This window comes from Thiomonas delicata (assembly GCF_900088825.1).
In the GTDB taxonomy this organism is placed as follows: Bacteria; Pseudomonadota; Gammaproteobacteria; order Burkholderiales; family Burkholderiaceae_C; genus Thiomonas_A; species Thiomonas_A delicata.
In genome coordinates this window covers 271275-291525 of the sequence record NZ_LT592171.1, presented here as the reverse complement: position 1 = coordinate 291525, position 20251 = coordinate 271275, and the positions used below count along the sequence as shown (strand labels likewise).

General features: G+C 63.1%; 24 protein-coding genes. 2 read left to right on the top strand and 22 right to left on the bottom strand.

The features are described from left to right. Positions 1–3: 3 nt before the first annotated feature. The 22 genes from nagZ to THIARS_RS10795 all read right to left on the bottom strand — a co-directional run bounded on the left by nagZ (position 4) and on the right by THIARS_RS10795 (position 19205). Complete coding sequence (nagZ, locus tag THIARS_RS10900) at positions 4–1074, bottom strand: beta-N-acetylhexosaminidase (RefSeq protein ID WP_094160966.1); 1071 nt, start codon at positions 1072–1074, stop codon at positions 4–6. 16 nt (positions 1075–1090) lie between these two features. After that, positions 1091–1498 (bottom strand): holo-ACP synthase, encoded by a 408-nt coding sequence (gene acpS, locus THIARS_RS10895; RefSeq protein ID WP_094160965.1) that lies wholly within the window; start codon positions 1496–1498, stop codon positions 1091–1093. Further along, positions 1495–2280 (bottom strand): pyridoxine 5'-phosphate synthase, encoded by a 786-nt coding sequence (locus THIARS_RS10890; protein WP_094160964.1) that lies wholly within the window; start codon positions 2278–2280, stop codon positions 1495–1497. Before THIARS_RS10890 ends, acpS begins: the two co-directional genes overlap by 4 nt. Then, a complete protein-coding gene (gene recO / locus THIARS_RS10885) occupies positions 2277–3107 on the bottom strand; it encodes a DNA repair protein RecO (RefSeq protein WP_245845889.1) in 831 nt (276 codons plus the stop codon). Before recO ends, THIARS_RS10890 begins: the two co-directional genes overlap by 4 nt. Positions 3108–3178: 71 nt before the next feature. Continuing rightward, a complete protein-coding gene (gene era, locus THIARS_RS10880) occupies positions 3179–4099 on the bottom strand; it encodes a GTPase Era (protein ID WP_094160963.1) in 921 nt (306 codons plus the stop codon). A gap of 2 nt (positions 4100–4101) precedes the next feature. After that, entirely contained in the window at positions 4102–4824 is a 723-nt protein-coding gene (rnc, locus tag THIARS_RS10875; protein WP_094160962.1) for a ribonuclease III, read from the bottom strand. A 53-nt stretch (positions 4825–4877) separates the two neighbouring features. Then, the gene (locus THIARS_RS10870) at positions 4878–5291 is read right to left on the bottom strand and encodes a DUF4845 domain-containing protein (protein ID WP_342747753.1); all 414 of its coding nucleotides are present in this window, start codon (positions 5289–5291) and stop codon (positions 4878–4880) included. Further along, on the bottom strand, positions 5288–6211 hold the full coding sequence (gene lepB / locus THIARS_RS10865; RefSeq protein WP_094160961.1) for a signal peptidase I: 924 nt from the start codon (positions 6209–6211) through the stop codon (positions 5288–5290). The genes THIARS_RS10870 and lepB overlap by 4 nt, the downstream gene beginning before the upstream one ends. A gap of 19 nt (positions 6212–6230) precedes the next feature. Further along, a complete protein-coding gene (gene lepA, locus THIARS_RS10860) occupies positions 6231–8021 on the bottom strand; it encodes a translation elongation factor 4 (protein WP_094162078.1) in 1791 nt (596 codons plus the stop codon). Positions 8022–8369: 348 nt separating this feature from the next. Next, positions 8370–9845 carry a DegQ family serine endoprotease gene (locus THIARS_RS10855; RefSeq protein ID WP_094160960.1) on the bottom strand — a complete coding sequence of 492 codons (1476 nt, stop codon included), beginning with the start codon at positions 9843–9845 and terminating at the stop codon, positions 8370–8372. A gap of 79 nt (positions 9846–9924) precedes the next feature. After that, the gene (locus THIARS_RS10850) at positions 9925–10998 is read right to left on the bottom strand and encodes a MucB/RseB C-terminal domain-containing protein (protein ID WP_094160959.1); all 1074 of its coding nucleotides are present in this window, start codon (positions 10996–10998) and stop codon (positions 9925–9927) included. Further along, positions 10964–11608 carry a sigma-E factor negative regulatory protein gene (locus tag THIARS_RS10845; protein WP_186436660.1) on the bottom strand — a complete coding sequence of 215 codons (645 nt, stop codon included), beginning with the start codon at positions 11606–11608 and terminating at the stop codon, positions 10964–10966. The genes THIARS_RS10850 and THIARS_RS10845 overlap by 35 nt, the downstream gene beginning before the upstream one ends. A gap of 42 nt (positions 11609–11650) precedes the next feature. Next, positions 11651–12250 (bottom strand): RNA polymerase sigma factor RpoE, encoded by a 600-nt coding sequence (rpoE, locus tag THIARS_RS10840; protein ID WP_094162077.1) that lies wholly within the window; start codon positions 12248–12250, stop codon positions 11651–11653. 8 nt (positions 12251–12258) lie between these two features. Next, on the bottom strand, positions 12259–12672 hold the full coding sequence (locus tag THIARS_RS10835) for a hypothetical protein (RefSeq protein ID WP_094160957.1): 414 nt from the start codon (positions 12670–12672) through the stop codon (positions 12259–12261). A gap of 19 nt (positions 12673–12691) precedes the next feature. Further along, the gene (gene fabF, locus THIARS_RS10830; RefSeq protein WP_094160956.1) at positions 12692–13927 is read right to left on the bottom strand and encodes a beta-ketoacyl-ACP synthase II; all 1236 of its coding nucleotides are present in this window, start codon (positions 13925–13927) and stop codon (positions 12692–12694) included. 143 nt (positions 13928–14070) lie between these two features. Further along, positions 14071–14310 carry an acyl carrier protein gene (gene acpP, locus THIARS_RS10825; RefSeq protein WP_031407857.1) on the bottom strand — a complete coding sequence of 80 codons (240 nt, stop codon included), beginning with the start codon at positions 14308–14310 and terminating at the stop codon, positions 14071–14073. A 61-nt stretch (positions 14311–14371) separates the two neighbouring features. Then, on the bottom strand, positions 14372–15130 hold the full coding sequence (fabG, locus tag THIARS_RS10820; protein WP_094160955.1) for a 3-oxoacyl-ACP reductase FabG: 759 nt from the start codon (positions 15128–15130) through the stop codon (positions 14372–14374). Next, a complete protein-coding gene (gene fabD, locus THIARS_RS10815; protein ID WP_094160954.1) occupies positions 15127–16065 on the bottom strand; it encodes an ACP S-malonyltransferase in 939 nt (312 codons plus the stop codon). Before fabD ends, fabG begins: the two co-directional genes overlap by 4 nt. An 86-nt stretch (positions 16066–16151) precedes the next feature. After that, positions 16152–17129 carry a beta-ketoacyl-ACP synthase III gene (locus THIARS_RS10810; RefSeq protein WP_094160953.1) on the bottom strand — a complete coding sequence of 326 codons (978 nt, stop codon included), beginning with the start codon at positions 17127–17129 and terminating at the stop codon, positions 16152–16154. An 89-nt stretch (positions 17130–17218) separates the two neighbouring features. After that, positions 17219–18277, bottom strand: coding sequence for a phosphate acyltransferase PlsX (plsX, locus tag THIARS_RS10805; RefSeq protein ID WP_094160952.1), 1059 nt, complete (start codon positions 18275–18277; stop codon positions 17219–17221). 102 nt (positions 18278–18379) lie between these two features. Next, positions 18380–18562 (bottom strand): 50S ribosomal protein L32, encoded by a 183-nt coding sequence (rpmF, locus tag THIARS_RS10800; protein WP_094160951.1) that lies wholly within the window; start codon positions 18560–18562, stop codon positions 18380–18382. A 61-nt stretch (positions 18563–18623) separates the two neighbouring features. After that, entirely contained in the window at positions 18624–19205 is a 582-nt protein-coding gene (locus tag THIARS_RS10795; RefSeq protein WP_094160950.1) for a YceD family protein, read from the bottom strand. Positions 19206–19293: 88 nt separating this feature from the next. On the opposite strand from THIARS_RS10795, the gene THIARS_RS10790 reads away from it, so the two are divergent. Beyond that, positions 19294–19821, top strand: coding sequence for a YeeE/YedE family protein (locus THIARS_RS10790; RefSeq protein ID WP_425444260.1), 528 nt, complete (start codon positions 19294–19296; stop codon positions 19819–19821). Between the two features lies 1 nt (position 19822). After that, on the top strand, positions 19823–20251 hold the full coding sequence (locus THIARS_RS10785; protein WP_342747752.1) for a DUF6691 family protein: 429 nt from the start codon (positions 19823–19825) through the stop codon (positions 20249–20251).

Genomic DNA, 20251 nt, shown 5'->3' with positions numbered 1-20251 from the left:
CATTCAGATCCGAGTGAGGTCCTGCAGTGCGCTGACGTATTCGGCGCTGCGCATCCATGCGTCCCATGGAACCGGCGGATACGACGCCAATAAGGCCAGACGTCTGTGCTCGCTAGATGGATCGGGCTGCCAATGACCCGACTCCAGCGCCTCCTCCAAACCCTGCAGCACGACATCGAGGGAGCGGCCTTGCTCGAGCGGGCTGCGGTTGCACAACAAGGCCAGATCGCAGCCGGCGTTCAGGGCCATCAGCACCGCAGCCGTGTCACCTGGGGCGGCCGCGCGCGCACCCTGCATATTCAGATCGTCGCTGAAAATGGCGCCCGTGAAGCCCAGCCGATCGCGCAAAATCTCCTGCAGCCAGCGCCTGCTGAAACCGGCGGGCAGCGTATCGACCTTCGGGTACACCACATGCGCCGGCATCACGGCCAGCAGGCTGTGGCGCAGCCAATCGTATGGCGCGGCGTCGTGTTCCAGGATCGTTCGAAGACCACGTGTGTCCCGCGGCGCGTCGACATGCGAATCGGCATTGGCCCAGCCGTGGCCTGGGAAGTGCTTCGCACAATGCGCCAACCCGGCACGCCGCATGCCCGAGATCAGGCTTTGCGCGAGCACGCTGACCACGCGCGCGTCGGCATGGAAGGCGCGGTTGCCGACAACCCCGGAGCGTCCCCAGTCCAGGTCGAGCACGGGGGCGAAACTCAAATCCACGCCGCAGGCGCGCAACTCGGCCCCCATGACATAGCCGCACGCCGTCGCGGCCCGTACCGCGCGCATCGCGTCGCGCATCCACAAACGACCGAGTTCGGCCATGGGGGGCAAGACGGTGAAGCCGTCCTCGCGAAAGCGCTGCACCCGCCCGCCCTCCTGATCCACGGCGACCAACAGATCAGGCCGCACGGACTTGATGGACGCGATGAGGCCGGCCAACTGCTCGCGGGATGCCCAGTTGCGGGAAAACAGGATGACGCCGCCGACCCCGGGTCTTTTGAGGCGGCGGCGCTCATGGCTGCCGAGTTTGGTGCCGGCGACGTCGATGATCAGGGGGTGCACGGCAAGGGGAACAGGTGGCATCGTCTGGTCGCGCGCTTCAGTTGAGATGATCCGACTCCGCGACGACGAAGGCCACGGCCGTGAGCACTTCGTCCGACACGGACACATGAAAACGCAGGCTGCGTGCCTCGCACCAGCGAGCCAACTCGCCGCTCAGCGCGATATGCGGGCGCCCGGCCTCGGCGTTGAGGATTTGGCAGGAGCTCCAGGTCATCGGGGCATGAATGCCCAGCCCGATGGCCTTGGAAAATGCCTCCTTGGCGGCAAAGCGGGTTGCCAGATAACGCTCGCCGCGCATCGCGGCGAGCGATTGCCGCAGCGTGAAGACCTCGAGTTCCCGCTCGCCGAGAATGCGTTGCGCGAAACGCAAGCCGTGACGCTGCCAAGCGGCGCGGATGCGGGCGATGTCGCAGATATCGGTGCCGATGCCGAAGACGCGGCTCATGGCCTGGCGGTCAGAGCCGGTGCGGCGGCGCGTGCGATGACGGCCTTGAAATCGCGCACGGACTGCGCCATGCCGACGAACAGGGCGTGGCCAACCAGGGCATGGCCGATATGGAGTTCGCTCACCTGCCCCATCGCAGCAATCTGCGGCGTGCTGGCCAGCGTGAGCCCATGTCCGGCATTGGTCTGCAGGCCCAGGCCGCGAGCCACTTCGATGCCCGCATGAAGGCGCCGCAACTCTGCCTGGGCGAGCGCATCATCCCCGGCCTCGCAAGCATTGGCGTAAGCGCCCGTATGCAATTCGACGCAAGGCGCGCCGGCGCGTGCCGAGGCTTCGATCTGAACGGGGCTGGCCTCGATGAACAGCGACACCCTGCAGCCGATCGCGCCCAGCCGCGCGCAAGCGTTGCGCACGCGCTCGAGCTGTCCTGCGACATCGAGGCCGCCCTCGGTGGTGATTTCCTGGCGCCGCTCCGGGACCAGACAGACCATCTGCGGACGAATGCGCTCGATGATGCCGAGCATCTCGTCGGTCACTGCGGATTCGAAATTCAACGGCACGCGGATGTCGGCCTTGATGCGCTGGACATCGGCATCGCGGATATGGCGGCGGTCTTCGCGCAGATGGAACGTGATGATGTCGGCACCGCCGTCCACAGCCACCTGCGCCGCGTGCACCGGGTCGGGAAAGCTGCCGCCCCTGGCATTGCGCAGCGTGGCGATATGGTCGATGTTCACGCCCAGCAAGGGGCCCGGTGCAACGCCGCTGACAAGAGGATTCATAGCTGATGGAGGTCGATCAGCAACTGACGCGTACGCAGCGGCTGTGTGCCGAGATGATAGTGAAGCAGTTCGCGCATCAAGGTCTTGGCCGCGCGCGCCGCGCCCGGCTGCGACCAATCTCCAGACTCGATGGCCAACAGGTGGGCACCGCCATAGACGCTGACCGCGCCGCCATCCTGATCCGCACGCCATGGCAGCACACCCAGCTGTGGATCGACCCGATAACGGGCCTCGACGTTGACACGCGCATCGGACTGGCTCTCGCGGTCCAGCGGCGGCAGGTAGCCGAGTTCGCGCAGCAGGCTGATCTCGAATCGACGCAGCATGGGCTCCACCCCGGCGGCCAAGCCATGCGGGTCCGCCCCCAGTTGCGCCACGGCGGCGTGATACGCGTCGAACAGGGCTTCGTGCGCATCTTCGCGCGCAAGCAAACGCACCAGCAATTCGTTGAAGTAGAAACCGCAAAGCAGCGGCAGGCCGGCCAGCGGCGCCACGCCGCCGCTCCACTCGGCGCGCGTGAGCGTGCGAACCTCGCCGCGCCCGCTCCAGCTCGCCGTGAACGGCTGAAAACCCAGCAACACGGTACGAAGCTGCGACGTGGGTCGTTTCGCGCCCTTGGCCACCAATGCCACCCGTCCGTGGTGACGACTGAACACGTCCAGGATCAGGCTTGTTTCCTTCCAGGGATGGGCGTGCAGCACATAAGCCGGCTCATCGTGCGCGCGTTCGATGCGAGCAGCGACCGGTCGTTTACGCGGACTTGCCGCGCGCGCGTCGGGCGCGGCGTGCATGAAGGCCGACGGCGCCGCCGGCGGCGAATTCGGCATGGCCTGCGTCTCCATGATGCGTGTCGAAGGCTGGGGGGCGCCGCAACCGGGCTGTGCGTTCAGGCCTGGACCTAGTCTTCGTAGCCGAAGGCTCGCACGGCGCGCTGGTCGTCCGCCCAGCCCGAACGGGTCTTGACCCAAACCTCGAGAAAGACCGGCGCGTCGAACAGGCGCTGCATTTCCAGGCGTGCCTCGGTGCTGATGCGCTTGAGGCGCTCGCCACCGGCTCCGATGACCATGGCCTTGTGACCATCGCGCTCGACGACGATGGCCGCCGCGATACGGCGCAACGTGCCCTCCTCCTCAAAGCGCTCGATCAGGACCGCGCTGCTATAGGGCAGTTCGTCGCCCGTGAGGCGGAACAGCTTCTCGCGCAGAATCTCCGCCGCCAGAAAGCGCTCGCTGCGGTCGGTCAGAGCTTCGGCGTCATAGCCCCAGTCCCCCTCGGGAAGATAGGGGGCGATGATGCCCAGCAAACGCTTCGCATCGGCCGGCTTGCGCGCCGACAGCGGCACGATTTCAGTCAATGCCTTGTTCGCTCCAAGCCCTTGCAGCCAGGGCAGGAGGCGCTCGCGCGAATGCACGCGGTCGAGCTTGTTGGCCACGAGTATCGTGGGCTTTCCTGGCGGGATGAGCGCGCCCACGCGCGCATCGTCGGCGTTGAGCTGACCGGCCTCGACCACCCACAAGACCAGGTCCACCTCGGCCAGGGCCGCGGTGACGGTCCGGTTCATCGCGCGGTTGAGCGCGCGGGTATGGCGCAACTGAAAGCCCGGCGTATCGACGAAAGCGAATTGCACCGGCCCCTCCGTGAGCAGGCCCAGAAGGCGGTGACGCGTGGTCTGGGCCTTGTCGGATGTGATACTGATTTTCTGTCCGACCAGCGAGTTCAGCAGCGTGGATTTACCCACGTTCGGCCGCCCGACGATGGCGATGGTGCCGAAACGCTTGACCCCCGGCGGGTGCAAGTCTTCAGCCGGCGTGCCATTCATGTTCACGACTCCTGCGGTGAGGTGCCAAGACGGCTCGGCTTGCGCGCAGTCCTGTGATGAGCCTGCAACTGCACGATCATGTGTTCGGCCGCCTGCTGCTCGGCAGCGCGCCGGCTGGACCCCTCGCCATGCGTCTGCATGCCCAGTTCCGCGACCTCGCACCGCACCCGAAACAGCTGCTGATGCGCCGGGCCGCTGATCGCCGTGACGGCATATGCGGGCACTTTGAGCTTGCGGCCCTGCAGGATCTCCTGCAAGCGTGTCTTGGCGTCCTTGGCGCTGGCCCGCGTATCCAGGGCGCGTAGCCTGTCGCGGTACAGACGCCCTGCCAGTTCCTGCGCCGCGTCGAAACCGCCATCCAGATAGACGGCGCCCATCACGGCTTCGAGCGCGTCGGCGAGAATGGAAGGCCGCGCGCTGCCGCCGCTGCGCAGTTCGCCCTCTCCCAGCCGGATACAGTCCCCGATACCGAGTTCTTGCGCCAGACTGGCCAGGGTTTCCTCGCGCACGAGACTGGCGCGCAGATAAGACAACTGGCCTTCGCTGGGTTCGCCCTCGGCATACAGCAGCGAAGCAACCGCCAGGTTCAGCACCGAATCGCCGATGAATTCGAGCCGCTCGTTGTTCGTGGCGCCGAAACTGCGGTGTGTGAGCGCCTGCCGCAGCAAAGCCTGATCATGAAACACGTAGTGCAGACGCGCCTGCAAGTCGGAATAGGAAGACACGCGATTGGGTCGAAGCTCGGTCGAACAGAAATGCGCGCTGCTGTGCGGCGCGTTCAGTGAGATTTGCCTGCGAACTTCAGCAACAGGTAAGCGGGGCCGAACAGGTGGATTTCCTTGTTATAGGCATAGGACACGACCACTTGGCCGTTGACCTTGGTGATATCCAGATCCTTGCCGCTCAATGTGCTGATGTAGTCGACCGAAGCCGTCTTGTCGAAAGCGGTGCGAATGTCGCCCACGGTGGGACCTGCTTTGGCGGCCTTGTCCACGGCGCGCTGGATGGCAAAGGATTCCTGCACGGCAGGCACGGCCTGCATGCCGACGACCACCAGGAAGGCAATGATGGCTCCCCAGAAAAGCAGACCAATCAGGGTGATGCCGCGTTGTTGTGTCGCACGGGTCATGAAAAGCACCTCATTGGAAATACGAAACCAGAAAGAATCTGCGCCCCACGGTTCTGCGCTCAATGAATCGGGCCGATGTTCTTCAGGCCCCCGAAATTCATCCAGACGAAAAAGGCCTTTCCGACGATATTGCGTTCGGGGACAAAACCCCAATAGCGCGAGTCCTCTGAATTATCGCGGTTGTCGCCCATGACGAAATACATGCCTTGCGGAACCTTGCAGACGAAACCTTCGGTGTTGTAGTGACAATTCTCGCGGTGCGGGAAATCGCCCGGCGGGCCGCCGAGGACATAAGCAGGCGCCTGAGGGTTGATCAGGATGCGATGCCGGGTCTTGCCCAGCATCTCTTGGTATTGCTGGTAATACACCATCGAATTCGGGTCGAACCACTCGCCATCGGGTTTTTCGGCCACCGGCACCCCGTTGATGACCAAGTGCTTGTTCTCGTACGACACCGTGTCGCCGGGTGTCCCGACGATGCGTTTGATGTAGTCGATGGCGGGGTCCTTGGGCAAGCGAAAGACGATCACATTGCCGCGCTGCGGCTGCTCCCCGGAAGTCAGGCGGTCATGCACCAGAGGTAGACGCAGGCCGTAAATGAATTTGTTGACCAGGATCAGGTCGCCCGGCACCAGCGTCGGCTCCATCGAGCCCGATGGAATCTTGAACGGCTCGGCCACGAACGAACGCAGCAAGAACACAAAGGCGATGACCGGGAACAGTCCTGCCGTCCACTCCAGCCACCAGGGCTGGCGCAAGAGGTTTTCACGCGCCGCGGCGATGTTCTCGTCGCTCAGGCTGGCATCGGGCGCGATGCCCTGCTTGGCCAACTCCTCGCGGCGAGTGCGCAGTGCGTGCGCCGCCGCGTTGGCGGCAGCGATGCGCTGACGTGAAAAACGGAATTTCTCGACGACCCAGAATGCGCCGGTGACGAGCAAGAGGATGAAAAGCAGCAGGGTGAAATTGACGGCTGGGGCTTCCATGTGGTCAGGGTGTGTGGTTTTAGTCTTCGACTTTGAGAATGGCCAGGAACGCTTCCTGAGGGACCTCGACCGTGCCGATTTGTTTCATGCGCTTTTTGCCAGCCTTCTGCTTTTCCAGCAGCTTGCGTTTGCGCGAGATGTCGCCGCCATAGCACTTGGCCAGCACGTTCTTGCGCATGGCTTTGATTGTCTCACGCGCAATGATGTTCGCCCCGATCGATGCCTGGATGGCGACATCGAACATTTGACGGGGGATGAGTTCGCGCATCTTCGCCGTCACCTCGCGTCCGCGATACTGACTTTGCGCCCGATGCACGATGATGGACAGCGCGTCGACACGCTCGCCGTTGATCAAGATGTCCACTTTCACCACGTCCGCGGCACGGTACTCCAGGAAGGCGTAGTCCATCGAGGCATAGCCGCGCGAAATGGATTTGAGCTTGTCGAAGAAATCGAGCACGATTTCGGCCAGCGGCATCTCGTACACCAGCTGTACCTGCCGCCCCATGTAGGCCATGTTTTTTTGTACGCCGCGCTTGGCATTGCACAACGTCATGACCGGGCCGACGTAATCCTGCGGCATGAACAGCTTGACCTCGACGATCGGCTCGCGAATATGCTCGATACGTCCGACTTCGGGCATCTTCGACGGGTTGTCCACGGTCATCAGCGTGCCGTCGCGCAGCAGCACTTCATACACCACCGATGGCGCGGTGGTGATGAGATCCATGTCGTACTCGCGCTCCAGGCGCTCCTGCACGATGTCCATGTGCAGCAGACCGAGAAAACCGCAGCGAAAGCCGAATCCAAGCGCAGAAGACACCTCGGGCTCGAACCGCAGCGCGGCATCGTTGAGCTGCAGCTTCTCCAGCGCGTCCCGCAGGGCATCGTAAGCGTTCGACTCCACCGGATACAGGCCCGCGAACACCTGGGGCTGGACCTCCTTGAAGCCGGGCAGCGGCGCGGCCGCGGGGCGCTGGGCCAGGGTGACGGTGTCGCCGACGCGCGCACCCTTGAGTTCCTTGATCGCGGCGATGACGAAGCCCACCTCCCCTGCCGCCAACTGCTGGCGGGCAAGCGACTTGGGCGTGAACACACCGAGCTGCTCACACTGATACTGGGCGCCGGTGGCCATGAGCAGGATCTTGTCCCGCAGCCTGAGGGTGCCGTCGACTACCCGCACCAGCATCACCACCCCGACGTAGCTGTCGTACCAGGAGTCGATGACCAGGGCCTTGAGCGGAGCATCCGGGTCGCCCTTGGGGGCTGGGATGCGCGCGATCACGGCCTCCAGGATATCGTCGATGCCCATGCCGGTTTTGGCGCTGGCGAGCAGCGCCTCGGACGCGTCGATGCCGATGACGTCCTCGATTTCCTTGCGCGCCCCCTCCGGGTCGGCCTGCGGCAGGTCCATCTTGTTGAGCACAGGCACCACTTCCACGCCGAGATCGAGAGCGGTGTAGCAGTTGGCGACGGTCTGCGCCTCCACGCCCTGACTGGCGTCGACCACCAGCAGCGCCCCCTCGCAAGCCGAAAGCGACCGGCTGACCTCATAGCTGAAATCCACATGACCGGGCGTATCGATCAGGTTGAGCAGATAGGTCTGCCCGTCCCTGGCCTTGTAGGAAAGCGCGGCGGTCTGCGCCTTGATGGTGATACCCCGTTCGCGTTCCAGGTCCATGGAATCCAGCACCTGGCTGTCCATCTCGCGGTCGGAGAGGCCCCCGCAACGCTGGATGAGACGGTCGGCAAGCGTCGACTTGCCGTGATCGATGTGGGCAATGATGGAGAAATTGCGGATTTGTTGCATGCGCTCGTGTTCGACTCGCTGGCGCGCTTCGGCTCGGAAAGGATCGCGCAAACCGCGCCCCAGCTGCGAACTGGCAACGCGGATGCGGCCTTGTGTGGGTTTGCTGAATGGGCAGGCCAAAAAAAAGGCGCGGCAAATCGAGTCGCGCCTTCCAACAAAACGTTTGGCAACTGCTTGTTGGGCCTCTATTTTAAGTCAGCACTCCGGCTGCGCCAGTTCGATCCCCGGCACACCCAGTTAAAATTAGAATATAATTTCATTAATTTTCGATTCAATAAAACAAAATACGAGAAATCGTGCATAAAAAATGGCTTGATTCATAAAAAATCACCGCCGCTCGGGTTTACGTCACTTTCCCATGGCATGCGGCCTGACCAAGATGAACTGCGCCGCGTTTCCACGATGCACCAGCAGGGCCACGGGCTTGCCGGGCGGCAAACCCGCTGCGAGTTCCTTGAACTGCTTCGCACTCAGGATTTCCGTGTTGTTGAGGGTTGTGACCACGTCTCCGACCTGCAAGCCATCTCGGCTGGCGAACGGCTCCAGGGCTTCGACGAGGACGCCCGATTTCACGCCCAACTCCTTTTTCTGCGCGTCGCTCAAGTCCACCACGGCCAGGCCGATGGGACTTGTCTCGGCACCCGACTTGGGCGGGGCGGCAGGCTTCTCGGCAACGGTCTTTTGCTCCTTGGCCCATTCGCTCACGGTCACTTGAAGGGTGCGCTCCGAACCGCGACGGAACACCTGCATCGCGACACGCGTGCCGGGTTTCACATCGCCCACGATGCGAGGCAGATCGGTCGCGCGCTCGATGGTCTTGCCGTTGAACTTGGTGATGATGTCCCCCGCCTGCACGCCGGCCTTGTCGGCGGCACCGCCCGTCTCCACGCTGCGCACCAGCGCACCGACGGGTTTGCCCAGCCCGATGGATTCGGCCAGCTCGCGGCTGACCCCGTCGATGGCGACGCCGATCTTGCCGCGGATCACATAACCGGTCGCCTTGAGCTGGTCGGCAACGCGGATGGCTTCGTCGATGGGAATGGCGAAGGAAATCCCCATGAACCCCCCCGTGCGGCTGTAGATCTGCGAGTTGATGCCGATGACCTGGCCCTGCATATTGATCAGCGGCCCTCCCGAGTTGCCAGGATTCACCGCCACGTCGGTCTGGATGAACGGGGTGTAGTCGCCGGTATCACGCCCCTTGGCGCTGATGATGCCCGCCGTCACGGTGTTCTCCAAACCAAAGGGCGAACCAATGGCAACCACCCATTCGCCAACCTTGATTTTTTTGGAATCCCCGAGTGTCACGGCCGGAAGGTTCTTGGCCTCGATCTTGACCACGGCCACGTCGGTACGCTTGTCGGCACCGACCAGCTTGGCCTTGAATTCCCGCTTATCGGTCAACGTGACTACGATCTGGTCCGCGCCATCCACCACATGCGCATTGGTCAACACATACCCGTCGGGGCTCAGGATGAACCCGGACGCCACGCCGGTCGGCTTTTCCTCGTCCTCGCCCTTAGGCGCCGAGCCGCCTCCCGGGGGGGCCGTAGGCGGCACGGGAATACCGAAGAATCGGCGCAGGAATTCCCGAGTCTGGTCATCCATCTGCGGCCCCTGGTCAACCGCCACCTTCCTGTAGGTACGGATGTTGACCACGGAAGGGCCAACTTTCTCCACCAGGCCGGTGAAGTCGGGCAGGCCGCAAGAGCCGGGACAACTCGCTGGAACAACTGGCGCGGCCAGTGCCGGCACAGAGGCCGAGGTCAGCAGGCCGAGACACAAAGCCAACGCTGCGAAACGTGTGTTCACGAAAGACTCCATCACAATAGGCGGATCGAAAGGACTGTGCGCAGCATAAGCCACGCAACGGGATGCAACGTATTGTGAAGGAAGCCGCGGCTCAATGAAGCCTGGTCAGCGAATCGGCAAAGAGATGAAGGGTTTTGTCGGGCACCGCGCCCACCACAATGACCGACCAGCTCCCCTTGCGATCCAGCAAGGCATTGGTGTCGCCCATGTGCAGGCTTGCCCCCTGGCGTTGTGAATCAGTCGTTGGCCCAGCAAACAGCGAAACCGATGCAAGCCCATCGCTGAACAGCCATTGCGTCACTTCGACCGGCTTGCCGCGCAGAACCAGCCGACGCTGATAGGTTCCGACCGACTCGAAACCGGGAACGGGCTTGGCCAAGGTCCATCCCTGCGCCCGGGCGCTGGTGGGACTGGCACGCATGTGCTCGACCTGATAGCCCTCGGTGCCTTGCAATGCCTGCGTCACCAGGTTCGGCCTCGGCTTGGGGTTCAGGTTCAATTGCGTGAACGCGACTTGATCGAGCACCTTGCCCTGAGCATCCAGGGTCTGCGCCTTGACCAGCAAACCGGAACCTCGCTCGGTCCAGAGCCGATAGCCATAGCGCAAATCATCGTTCGGCTTGATGCGCGTGATGTCACAAACATAGCCGGCGCAGCGTTCATGCCCCTCCCGTTTCATCGTGTAGAAGGCGGAGACGTCCGCATGCGGCGCCTTGAGCATGCGCGGAAAACTGAAATCGGCATGAAGATCCTCGACCACGATCAGACGCGCATCAGGCAGGATGGTGCGTGTCTGATCGTTGTGGCAGACCATAATCCGGCGCTCCCCATCCAGGGTCTCCACGCGCTCAAGCATGCTGCCCGGCTCCACATAGTGGTCGATGGTCGAGGTGACGATGCGCCCCCCCGACTGCACGACGAAGGTGCCGCTGTAGCTACGCTCTTTTGCCGCTCGGCTGATGCGCTGGAGCCAGTCCTGCAAATCCGCGCCGGTCGGCACAGGCGCCCCGGCGCCGGCTTGGGAAGCCGTGACCACGGCATCCCCGGCCCAACTCGGGCCCGGGAGCAGGCATAGCAGGCTGAACAAGACCGCGAGATGGATGCCGCTGCGCAAGACACGCGGCCGTCGATTAACGCGAAGCGGCGACACGGAGATCAGCTTCATGAATGTCGGCAGGGGTATACGGCAGCACACCGCCTGCCAATTGCTGATGCGCCATCAAGTATTGGCTCCAAGCTCCGACAGCCTGACCACCAGCACTCGCGGCGCCCGTCATCTGCGCCGACGCGGCAGACGTCAGGTTCTGGGCCACGCGCTGCGGCGCCGCCGGGCTCGTCAAGACACCTTGCGGCAGCTGCGCTGAGAATGATGCCGTGCCGTCCAGCGCATGCCGAGACGGCAAGGTTGAGAAGCTCACGAGCGCGATGGCGGCGACACTTGCCGCCGTCAAACTCGCGACACTCCAGCGCGACCGCGGCGGCTTGGCAGCCGACTCGGCCCGTAGCGCGACTGGAGCCAGTTGCACGGCTTCAAGGCTGAGCCGCTCGGAAAAGCGCTGCAGGAACTGGCGCTCTCCCGGCAGCGGTGTCAACTCGGACGATCTCAGCAAATCGCCGATTTGATGGTACTGAAGCCAGATTTCACGCGCCGACGCATCGTTAGACAACTCACGCAAGGCGACGTCGGCAGCAACCGAACTCGGCACCACTCCAGCGGTCTCTGGCTCGCCATCCATCAGCGCGGAAATTCGCGCCGGCATCGTGAGCTCATTCATGTCCGATTGCTCCATCACACCTCTCCAACAGTGGCCACTGCTTCACCAGCGCTCGCCCGACTTGGTGCCCAACAAAGGGCGTAGTTGCCGGGCAATCGCTTCGCGCGCCCTGAAAATGCGTGAACGCACCGTTCCAACAGGGCAATTCATCGCCTGGGCGATGTCCTCATAGCTCATCCCCTCGATTTCGCGCAAAGCGATCGCGGTGCGCAAGTCCTCAGGCAAGGCCTCCATCGCGGCATTCACGGTTCTTGCAATCTCCCGGCTGGCCAAAACAGCCTCCGGTGTTTCCATGTCCGTTAGTTGCTCACCTGAAACAAAAGTTTCCCCATCCTCGGAAATGGTCGACGATTCGCGAATGACGGGATCGCGTGCGCTATCGGAAAGCGATTTTTTGGCGGTATTCACCGCAATGCGGTAGAGCCAGGTGTAGAACTGGCTATCGCCGCGGAATTGGCCGATGGCGCGATAGGCGCGCAGGAAGGTTTCCTGCGCGACGTCTTCGGCGAGGGCCGCATCCCGAACAAAGCGGGAAATCAGCCTGAAGATACGGCGCTGATACTTCGCGACCAGCAACTCGAAAGCCTTCTGGTCCCCGGACTGAACCCTCAGGACCAGCAGCTGATCCGACGTCGGCTCCACGTGGGCTGTCACAGCGCCAGGCGAGTCCGTAACTCTCTCCAGGCGGTCGGGGAAATATCGGAGGAGACCGGGAGCACGAGTCGGCCTTTGGTGCTCAGTGCGAGCACCACGAGCTGCCCAGGAAGGGTTAAGCCACGGACCTCGACAAGGTCCTGCTGTTGCTGACCCTGCAGAACCTTCCAGCCCGCTGCGCTGTGGATGAGCGTGAAAGCGCGGATTCTCCAATAGGGGTACTGGGCGGCCAACACCAGCAAAAAGACCGCCAAGGACAAGCCGCCCATCACGGCCGCCTCGTCTTGCCCACGCCATTGCCACACGTTCCATGCGGCGGCAAGCGCAACGGCCACGTCGAAGCCCGCCAGCAGCGCATGCCAGCGCGCGAAACGGTCGACATGCAGTTGGAATTGCGCAATCGCCTTCATGACACTGATGTGGAAAGCTTCAGACGCGGCGGAACACCAGCGAACCGTTGGTGCCGCCGAATCCGAAATTATTCTTCAACGCGTATTCGATGGGAAGATCGCGCGCCGTGTTGGCGCAATAGTCCAGATCGCATTCCGGATCGGGTGTCTGCAGATTGATCGTCGGAGGGGAGATCTGGTGATGAAGGGCAAGCACGGTAAACACCGACTCGAGCCCTCCGGCTCCGCCCAGCAAGTGACCAGTCATGGACTTGGTCGAGTTGACCACGAGCTTGTGCGCATGGTCGCCGAAAGCCGCCTTGATGGCGTCGGTCTCGTTCTTGTCGCCCAACGGGGTCGACGTGCCATGGGCGTTGAGGTACTGCACCTGGTCAGGCGCGATCCCGGCATTGCGCAGCGCAGCCAGCATGCACAGGCGCGGCCCATCGACATTGGGTGCCGTGATATGGTGGGCATCGCCGCTCATGCCGAAACCGACGAGTTCGGCATAAATCTTGGCGCCGCGCTTGACCGCATGGTCCCACGCCTCCAGCACCATGATTCCGGCGCCCTCGCCCAGCACGAAACCATCGCGGTCCTTGTCCCAGGGCCGGCTTGCGCAAGCCGGGTCGTCGTTGCGGGTAGACAGCGCGCGCGCGGAAGCGAAACCGCCGACACCCAACGGGCAGACCGTCGCCTCGGCACCGCCCGCGACCATGGCGTCCGCATCCCCACCCTCGATCAAGCGTGCGGCAAGGCCGATGGCGTGCAGGCCCGTGGTACAGGCCGTGACGACGGAAAGGTTCGGCCCCTTGAAGCCATACTTGATGGACAAGTGACCCGAAATCATGTTGATGATCGACGCCGGCACGAAAAACGGCGAAATGCGCCGCGCGCCGCGATCCATGAAATCCTGGTAGGTCTCTTCGATCATCGGCAAGCCGCCGATACCCGAGCCCACCATGACACCGATGCGCTCGGGATCCATGCCAGCCTCAGCCAGGCCGCTGTCGCGCACCGCTTGGATCGAAGCGGCCATGCCGTAATGGATGAATGTATCCATATGGCGAGCTTCCTTGATCGGTATGTATTCACCGATGTCAAAGTCGCGCACCTCCCCGGCGATCTGCGCGGTAAAGGTCGAGGCATCGAACTTGGTGATGCGTCCGATGCCTGATTTGCCGGCGACCAGGTTGCTCCAGGCCACCTCGACCGAGTTGCCAACGGGAGAGATGGCACCCAGGCCGGTGATGGCGATTCGACGGCGAAGACTCATAGGAAACGGGGACGTAAGGCCGAGGGGAACATGCTGAAACGACATCGGTATGCCGCAGCCTGGCCGGAGCTCAGACGGCGACGCGACGACCTGATGGACGCGTGGCTCGCAGATTTTCGAGATTGCAAAGCCAGGACAAAGGCTCAGGCTTTGTGGTGTTGCTTGGCGTAATCCACGGCAAGCTGGACCGTCGTGATCTTCTCGGCGTCTTCGTCGGGAATTTCGATGCCGAACTCATCCTCGAGCGCCATCACCAGTTCGACGGTATCCAGGGAGTCAGCGCCAAGATCGTTGACGAAGGATTTCTCATTCGTGACTTGATCTTCGGCCACCCCCAGTTGTTCAGCAATAATTTTTTTGACGCGCTGCTCGATATCACTCATGTAATTCTCCAGAAAAAAAGCACTCGAATTCTAGCAATCCGGATACGGACAATCCGGGGGGTTAGGTCATGTACATGCCGCCGTTCACATGCAATTCCACGCCGGTGATGTATCCAGCGCCGGGACTGGCGAGAAAACCGACCGCGTGGGCGATGTCCTCCGGGCTGCCGAGCCTGCCCAGAGGAATGCGGGCCAGCAACGACTGCGACGCGGCCTCGCCGAGCGCTCGCGTCATGTCGGTGTCGATGAATCCGGGGGCGATGCAATTCACCGTGATGTTGCGACTCCCCAGTTCCTGCGCCAATGCACGCGTCATGCCGGCCACGCCGGCCTTGGATGCAGCATAGTTCGCCTGCCCCGGGTTTCCCGACGCCCCCACCACCGACGTGATGTTGATGATGCGTCCCGCGCGTTGCTTCATCATGGGCCGGATCGCAGCGCGCGAAAGGCGAAACACAGCGCTCAGATTGGTGTCGATCACTGCAGCCCAGTCCTCATCCTTCATGCGCATCGACAGCATGTCCCGGGTTATGCCGGCATTATTGACCAGAATGTGCAAACCGCCCTTCTCGCGCACGATGCGTTCGATCAGCGCGTCGCTGGACGGGGCATGGGTGACGTCGAGCACCACGCCCTCGCCGCCCGCCCCCAAGGCCTCGCCAATGCGCTGGGCTCCGCTTTCGCTCGTGGCCGTCCCGACGACATAGGCCCCCTGTGCCTGAAGTTCGGCGGCAATAGCCTGGCCGATGCCGCGCGTGGCCCCGGTCACCAGTGCGACCTGCCCCGCGAGAGGCGTTGAGGACGTTGAGGAAGTATTCATGCCAAAGCCTCCTTGATGGTGTGGGCACTCGCGACGTCGACCAGTGCGTGGCTGCCGAGCCCCGGAACAATGCGCCGTGTCAGGCCAGCCAGAACCCGGCCCGGCCCACACTCCACAAGATCGGTGCACCCGGCATGCGCGAGTGCCTGTACCGTTTCCACCCAGCGCACCGCACCACTGGCCTGCGCGGCCAGCGCAGCGCGGATCTCCTGGGGCTGCGCATGGGTCGACACATCCACGTTGTGCAGCACCGGGATCTCTGGGCTGCGGACCGGGACTTGCCGCAGATATTGCGCGAGCCGCTCAGCCGCGGGCTTGAGCAGGCTGCTATGAAACGGCGCCGACACGGGGAGCAGCAGCGCGCGCTTGGCGCCACGCGCCTTGAGCAGTTCACAGGCCAGCTCGACAGCCGTCTTGGTGCCGGCGATCACGACTTGCCCCGGAGCGTTGAAATTGACGGCCTCGACGACTTCACGGCTTTGCGCGCTGGCCTCGGCGCAGATCTCGCGCACAAGGGCATCGTCCAGGCCGAGTATGGCGGCCATTCCGCCGCGGCCGGCAGCGACCGCCTCCTGCATGACCTGGGCACGGAAGCACACGAGGGGCAAGGCCTCCGCGAAATCGATGGCCCCGGCCGCCACGAGCGCCGTGTATTCACCCAGGCTGTGCCCGGCCATGCACTGCGGCTTGCCCCCACCCTCATCCAGCCACAGACGCCACAGGGCCACGCCCGCGGTCAGCATCACGGGCTGGGTGTTGGCGGTGAGGTTGAGTGACTCCGCCGGGCCCTGGGCAATGAGCTTGGCCATGTCCTGATGCAAGACGTCGCTGGCTTCCTGCAGCGTCTGGCGCACGGCAGGATGTTCGCCGGCGGCATCCAACATGCCAACGGACTGGGACCCCTGGCCGGGAAAAACAAAGGCGAACGTTTTCATCGAAAAAAAGGACTCGTGTCGGGTCAGAGAAAAATCCGCTCAAGCGAACCATGCCTTGGAGGGCAAAGAAGACTCCTGGGGCGAACTCAATATTCGAGCAATGCCGCCCCCCATGTCAGCCCGCCGCCGACGGCCTCGATGAGCACGGTATCGCCACGGCGAATTTGCCCGGAGCGAACAGCGACGTCGAGCGCCAGCGGAATGGATGCCGCCGAAGTGTTGCCATGCTGATCCACCGTCTGCACGACCTTGTCGGCGGGCAGGCCGAGCTTCTTCGCCGTGTGCAGCATGATGCGGATATTGGCCTGATGCGGCACCATCCAGTCGACATCCTCGGGCTTGCGACCGGCCTTGTCCAGCACCTCGCGCGCCACCTGCTCAAGCACCTGCACGGCCTGTTTGAACACGGCCTGACCATCCATCTTGAGATAGGGATGACCGCTGACTTCCCCCCCCGCCACACGACCGGGCGTGCAAAGGATGCCCGCTTGGCGGCCGTCGGCATGCAGGGCCGAGGCCAGAAGCCCCGGCTCTTCGCTTGCCGACAACACCACGGCCCCGGCGCCGTCACCGAATAGGACGCAGGTGGCGCGGTCCTTGAAATCGAGGATCCGCGAGAACACCTCAGTCCCGATCACCAGCGCATTGCGCGCCATGCCGCAGCGCACGAACTGGTCAGCCACGGTCAGTGCGTAAACAAATCCGGCGCACACGGCCTGCACGTCGAACGCCGCGCCGCCAACCGCGCCAAGCCGGCCCTGAATGAGGGCCGCATTGGACGGGAAGATCATGTCCGGGGTCGATGTGGCGACGATGATCAGATCGATATCCTGCGGAGAAAGCCCGGCGGCATCGATCGCCCGGCGTGCCGCCTGTTCACCCAGATCGACGCTGGATGTGGCTGGGTCGGCGAAATGGCGGAAGCGGATGCCCGTGCGCTCGACAATCCAAGCATCACTGGTTTCGATGCCGTCGCGCGCCAGTTGCTGAGCGAGTTGGTCGTTGCTGACGCGGTTGGACGGAAGGTGGCTGCCGGTGCCGATGATGCGGGAATAGCGCGACATGAAATCGGTTGTGTTGGTATGAACTCGAGATCAGGTAGGGAGCGCAGCGGACCAAGCCGAGCGTTCCGTTTCTATGGTGACGGCCAGTATCAACCTGCCATCGACTGCTGCGACGAAGGCCGTGGGCGGTGCGTATGCAGCGCCGCCAGAATGCGCTCGATTTCCTGGACGACCCGCCCCTCCGCAGCCTCATGCGCGCGTTCCATCGCTTGCTGGAACGCGAAGGCATCGGCCGAACCATGGCTTTTGAACACCAGGCCGCGCAAACCCAGCAGCGCAGCGCCGTTGTAGCGACGGTGATCCACGCGGCGGCGAAAGCGCCTGAGCACGGGCAAAGCCGCCAGCGCCATGAGCCGGGACAGGGGCCCTCGCGTGAACTCCTGGCGGATCATGCCGGAGAGCATCTGCGCCAGCCCTTCCGACGTCTTGAGCGCAACATTGCCGACAAACCCGTCGCACACAACGATGTCCGCCGTGCCCTTGAAGATGTCGTTACCCTCGACATTGCCGAGGAAATTCAATCGTCCTTCGACATGCGCCTGGCGCAGTAGCTCGCCCGCCTGCTTGATCATCTCGTTGCCCTTGATGATCTCTTCGCCGATATTGAGAAGCCCGACCCTTGGATTCGCATGCCCGCCGGCCGCTGCGAATGCCGTGCCCATCACGGCGAACTGCAGCAAGTGCTCTGCCAGGCAGTCCACATTGGCGCCCAGGTCCAACATCAAGGTGCCGCTGCCCGTGATATTGGGAAGATAGGTGGCGATGGCCGGGCGATCTATCCCGGGAAGCGTCTTGAGCACGTAGCGCGCCACGGCCATGAGGGCGCCGGTGTTGCCGGAAGACACGCAGGCATCGGCCTTGCCGTCCTTCACCAGTTCGATGGCGCGCCGCATGGACGAATCCTTCTTGCGGCGCAGGGCGATCTCGACCGAGTCATCCATGGTGACGACCTCGGACGCGGGAACGATCTCCACGCGTGGATGTCCGGACAGACCATGGAGGTCCAAGCCCGGTTGCATGACCTCGGGCTGACCGACCAGCAACACGCGACATTGCGCATGGCCGTCGAGCAAGGCGCGGCAAGCTGGCAAGGTGGCGGATGGCCCGAGGTCGCCACCCATCACATCGACGGCCAAGCTAGCGGTCATGAGCGACGTGCAATTCGGGAACAGATCTTAGACTGCGACATGGCTCAAACGAGCCCGTCGACTCAGCTCAGACCACACGGCAAGCACCGCTGGAACGGCGCATCACTCGTCGGACTTGGTCTTGACGACCTTGCGGCCACGGTAAAAACCGTTCGGGCTGATATGGTGACGCAAATGCACCTCGCCCGTGGTGGGCTCGAGGGCCACCGGGGGTTGCCCGAGATGCTGGTGCGAACGATGCATGCCGCGCTTGGACGGCGATTTCTTGTTTTGCTGGACGGCCATAGTGCTACCCCGTGCGAAAAATCCAGCGATTGTACACTTGCAAGAACCCGTACTGACCGACTTACCCCGGCTTCTTCAGCTTGGCCAGGACGGCGAAGGGGGATGGCCGCTCCCGCATCGCTGCCGGCTCGTTCCACAGGCCCTCGGCGACGATGGGCTGCGGGCAGGCATCATGCATCGGCACCAACGGCAGCGCCAGGAGAACCTGGTCTTCCACCAGGGCGCGCGCATCGGTCAAGCCTTGCAGACAAAGGGCCTCGTCTTCGGCCTCGAGTTCTTCGAGGGTCAACTCCGGCTCATCCTCGACCAGGCGGAATAAAGCGACATCCAGGATTTTTTGCATGGCCGGCTGCAGGCAGCGCTGGCACAACATGGGCAATTCGGCCTGTATCTGCAACTCGACCATGGGTTGAGGCTGGCCACCCGCCTGGTTGCGCATAAACCCGCGCAGGCGCCAGTCGACATACGACGACTCCGGGGCGCCCGCCAGAAATGATTCCAGGCGCGGCAACTCGTTCAGGGCCAGGCGCCCCTCGACGACGCCCTGCTCTTGTGCAAGGGTGCGCAGATTCAGGCGCAGTGCCGAAGAGGGTTCCGACTGCGCTGGCGTGTTTTCCATCATGAGGCCAGTGTAATTCGACATACCTTCGCTTACGAGTATGTTGCCGCGATACTCCTAAACTTCAACTCTGAAAGTTTTGCGCCAGCGGCGGCGGCCATGACGAAATGCCCTGCAACGCAACGCTTACACAACAAGTCACGACACAGAGGACAGTAAGAGCATGAATTGGGTTGCGCACGTATTCCCGACGGGATGGATGCATTTTCTAGGCGGTGGGATTGCCATCGGTTTGGGCGTGAGCCTGCTTTTCCTGCTGACCGGATTCATCGGCGGCGTGAGCACGGCCTACAGCGCGGTGTGGTCCTACGTGAGTCGATGGCCGCATTTCCAACACGACAAATTCGTGTCCACGCGTAACTGGCGCCTGACCTACGCACTCGGCATGGTCCTTGGCGCCGTTGCCTTCACGCTGCTGGTGAACCACGGCGAAGGTTTCGTCACGCACGTCCCGGCTTGGCAATTGCTGGTGGGAGGCATCATCGGCGGCTTCGGCGCGCGCATGGGCGGAGGTTGCACGTCGGGCCACGGCATCTGCGGACTTGGCTCCCTGCAATTTCCATCGCTGCTTGCCGTCATCACCTTCCTGGCCACGGCCATCGGCACTGCGCACCTGGTGCGCGCGCTCGGGGGATTCTGAGATGATGAAACGCGTTCATCCCGTTCCCGTCCTGCTCTCATCGCTCCTGGCCGGGGGTTTGTTCGGCTTTGGCCTGGCATGGTCCACCATGGTCAAGCCCGAAGCCATCATTGAGTTCCTGCTGCTGCAGAACATGGGGCTGTTGCTGGTGATGGGCGGTGCGGCAGGTGTCGTCGCGCTGGCCTACCGCTTCATTCCCAAACTGATGAGAACCCCTGTGTTCGGCCTGGGATTCGGCGTGCACCCTTCACCGCTGAACAGCCGCGTCATCATTGGCGCGGCCATGTTCGGCATCGGCTGGGGGCTGAGCGGCGTCTGCCCGGGGCCGGCAATTGCCGGTCTCGGAGTGGGCAACTGGCCACTCTTGTACGTCATCGGCGGGATACTCATCGGCGCCTGGATCGAAGGCCGCTTTTTTGAAAAAGCCTGA